At 62.1% G+C, this 3,321-nt stretch carries 4 protein-coding genes; all 4 read left to right on the top strand.

What is annotated here, in order from left to right:
- A partial coding sequence (locus QZ638_RS22975) for a PfkB family carbohydrate kinase (protein ID WP_295815029.1) occupies nucleotides 1–782 on the top strand: 782 nt, incomplete at its 5' end.
- Nucleotides 783–800: 18 nt separating this feature from the next.
- Entirely contained in the window at nucleotides 801–1,853 is a 1,053-nt protein-coding gene (locus QZ638_RS22970; RefSeq protein WP_295815027.1) for an extracellular solute-binding protein, read from the top strand.
- A gap of 37 nt (nucleotides 1,854–1,890) precedes the next feature.
- Nucleotides 1,891–2,763: an ABC transporter permease gene (locus QZ638_RS22965; RefSeq protein WP_295815026.1), complete on the top strand. Its 873-nt coding sequence runs from the start codon at nucleotides 1,891–1,893 to the stop codon at nucleotides 2,761–2,763.
- The coding region (locus tag QZ638_RS22960) for an ABC transporter permease (protein ID WP_295815025.1) at nucleotides 2,760–3,321 on the top strand (562 nt) is incomplete at its 3' end. The genes QZ638_RS22965 and QZ638_RS22960, both read left to right, overlap by 4 nt.

Below are 3,321 nucleotides of genomic sequence, written 5' to 3'. Positions count from 1 at the left end.
GCGATATGCTGCGCAGCGCCCTTCTTTCCGAAGGAATCGATATTCTCGCCGATCCATTTCCCGAAACCGACACCGGCGATTGCGTGGTCCTCGTTACCGACGACGCCGAACGCACCTTCGTGTCCTCACCCGGTGCCGAGAGCGGGCACACGGATGACGAGCTCGCAACCATAACGCTTGAGGCCGACGACTGGGTTTTCGTTTCGGGCTACACTCTGAGCTACGGCAACAGCCGCGACGCCCTGGCGCGCTGGATCGAGGCGCTTCCAGCCGGAGTGCCCCTCGTCTTCGATCCAACGCCCGCAGTGGAGGCGATCCCACGCACGCTGCTTGAACGCGTCCTGGCGCGCACCACATGGCTGAGCTGCAATCTGGCCGAGGCAGCGGTCATCGCCGGCATCAACACTCCGGGCGAAACGCTCGCCCGGCCTGTCCTCGCGCTCTGCCCTCAGGCAGCAGGTCTCGTCTTGCGCTCCGGACCGGCCGGCGCGTGGCTTTGTCTTAAAAGCGGCGAGAACGTCCCGGTGCCCGGCTTCAACGTGACCGCCGTCGATACCAACGGTGCCGGGGATACACATATCGGCGCCTTCGTTGCCGCGCTGGCCCGCGGCCAAAAACCGATGGACGCCGTGCGCTACGCAAACGCCGCCGCAGCCCTTTCGGTAACGCGGGCGGGCGGCGCGGGCGGCCCGAGCGATCAGGAGATCCGCGCCTTCCTTGAAACGCGACAAGAGGAGGCCAAAGCCGGCCAGACGGGCGGGAGGAAGACGGCCCGACTTTAAAGACAGAGAGGAACGACCATGAAGAGATACATCGCACCCATTTTCACGACCAGCGTGCTGGTCGCACTGACTTCGACGGTTTCGGCCGCCGAGCTTCACGTACTGAACTGGAAGGGCTACGGCGCAGACGAACCTTGGGCCGTCGCAGCCTTCGAGGAGGCGACCGGACACACCGTCGTGAACGACTTCTTCAACTCCGAGCAAGAGATGCTGACGAAGCTACGCACCAATCCCGGCCTTTACGACGTCGTCATGATTAACGCGGCATTCATGGAACAGGCGCTCGGCGAGGAACTCGTCCAGTCAATCGACGTTGGCAATATTCCCAATGCGGCTGACATCGGCGAGGATATGGCGAATTCACCGATGCTGAATCGGGGCGGCGATGTCTATGGTGTGCCGTGGGTCTGGGGCCTGACGGCGCTCGCCATCAACACCAATTCCTTCGAAACGCCGCCCACCTCTATCGAGGTGATGTGGGAGGAGGCATATAAAGGACGCGTCGTCATCCGCGACGATGCCGTCGAGGCGATTCAGTTCGGTGCCATCGCAACCGGTCAGGATATCAACGACGTTCAGGACATGGATGCCGTGCGTGAGAAGCTCGTCTCGCTGATGCCGCAGATCCGCACCTTCTGGAGCTCGGAGAACGACTGGAACCAGATGCTCGCCGCCGACCAGATCGACGTCGGCACTTACTGGTCGGGTTCGGCCGACCGAGCTGCCACACAGTTCGATCTCCCCGTGCGGCTCGTCGTGCCGGAGGAGGGCGCCGTCGCCTGGCTCGACAGCTTTGCCATTCCGACCGGATCCGACAATGTCGAGGGCGCACAAGCCTTCATCAACTACATGCTCGATCCCGGGTTCTATGTCGAATGGGTGACGAAGGTGGGCGCTCCCGTCTCCGCCAATGAGAAGGCGCTTGCCGCCCTTCCCGACGATGCCTTCAATCGTGCGGTAATGGGCGATCCCGCCCTCGCCGAGCGCATTCAGTTCCAGGAACCCGTTACCGACGAGCAGCGCGAGGCTTATCTGGCAATGTGGCAGGAGATCAAGGTCGGCGCCCAGTAGCGGCCATTGGCACGGGCGCATTGCGAGGGAGGGAAGCATGGCCGATCGGGCATCACCGGGACGAAAGGGCGGCATCGTGCCAGCCCTTCCGCTGCTTGCACCAGCCTATCTGTGGTTGACGGTAGCGATTTTTCTGCCGCTGTCAGCCATGGCCTTCTTCTCCTTCATGACCGACATGCCGCTCGCAGGCCGCAACTGGGCGTTCACGCTCGAAAATTACGCCGCCTTTTTTTCGCGCGACCTCTATATTTCTTTGCTCGGGGCTTCACTGCGGTTGGGGCTCGAAGTCACGCTCTGGTGCGCGGTGATCGGCTTTCCCGCCGCCTATGTTCTGGCCAAGGTCCTGAAGGGCCGCGCCCGCGAGGCTATCTTCCTGCTCGTCATATTGCCGTTCTGGTCAAACGGGCTTGTGCGCATCTTCTCATGGGCGATGGTGCTGCGGTCCGGCGGTTTCGTCGACCGCGCCGTCCAGGCGGTGGCGCCGTTTCCGGTCGAGTTCGATCTGATGTTCTCCTATCCCGCGGTCGTTATCGGCCTTGTCCACTCCTACGTGCCCTATATGGTTCTGACCTGCTATCTGACCTTGCAGGCGATCGACGATTCGCTGCTGGAGGCAGCGCGTTCGCTCGGCGCTTCGCGCATGCAGGTGCTGCGCCGGCTTGTTCTGCCGCTGGCGCTCCCGGGCCTGACAGCCGGCGCCGTGCTTATTTTCGTGCCCGTTGTGGGCGCCTTCATGGAGCCGCGCATCCTGGGCGGGCGCACCGGCACCTTCTACGGCACCGTCATCGAAGATCAGTTCGTCGCCGTCTTCAACTGGCCGCTCGGCGCTGCTCTTTCCTTCATCCTTCTGGCAGTGGTGCTCGCCATACTCGCCGTATCGGCGCCGATCTCAAGGAGGGCCGCATCATGAAAACGACGCGCTTTCTCGAAATACTCGGGCGGAGCTATGTCGGCCTGCTGCTCGCTTTCCTCTACGTGCCGATTCTTATAATGGCAGCGATGTCCTTCAATGCCTCGCCGTTCTACCAGCTTCCATTCGAGTGGACGACGAAATGGTATGCCGATCTCGCCGCCAACGCACAGCTTATCCAGGCGACATGGAACAGCGTTCAGATCGCGCTGACCACAACCGTGATTGCCACCACGATTGGCACGGCCGCGTCGATTGCGCTCTTTCGCCACGATTTCAAGGGCAAGAAGATCTTCGAGGCACTGCTCTTTCCGCCGATTGCAATTCCCTGGCTGATAACCGGCACGGCGATGCTGATCTTCTTCTTTGGTGTCGGTATCGGCCGTGGCCTGCACGCTATCCTGCTCGGCCATGTCGCGCTCGCCCTGCCCTATGTCATCATTGTCGTTTCAGCGCGGCTGAAAACCTTCGCCCCCGAACTCGAGGAAGCCGCCCGCTCGCTTGGTGCCAGCCAGTGGCAGGTGACGTATCGTGTGACACTGCCCTGGATCATGCCGG

Source organism: uncultured Nitratireductor sp. (assembly GCF_913053745.1).
Taxonomy (GTDB): Bacteria; Pseudomonadota; Alphaproteobacteria; order Rhizobiales; family Rhizobiaceae; genus Nitratireductor.
Note: the sequence above shows the minus strand (reverse complement) of the source record. Positions and strands in the feature narration are given on the sequence as shown.

Excerpts from the sequence above, each read along its gene's own strand:
- QZ638_RS22970 (WP_295815027.1), top strand. The coding sequence starts at position 801 with ATGAAGAGATACATCGCACCCATTTTCACGACCAGCGTGCTGGTCGCA.
- QZ638_RS22965 (WP_295815026.1), top strand. The coding sequence starts at position 1,891 with ATGGCCGATCGGGCATCACCGGGACGAAAGGGCGGCATCGTGCCAGCC.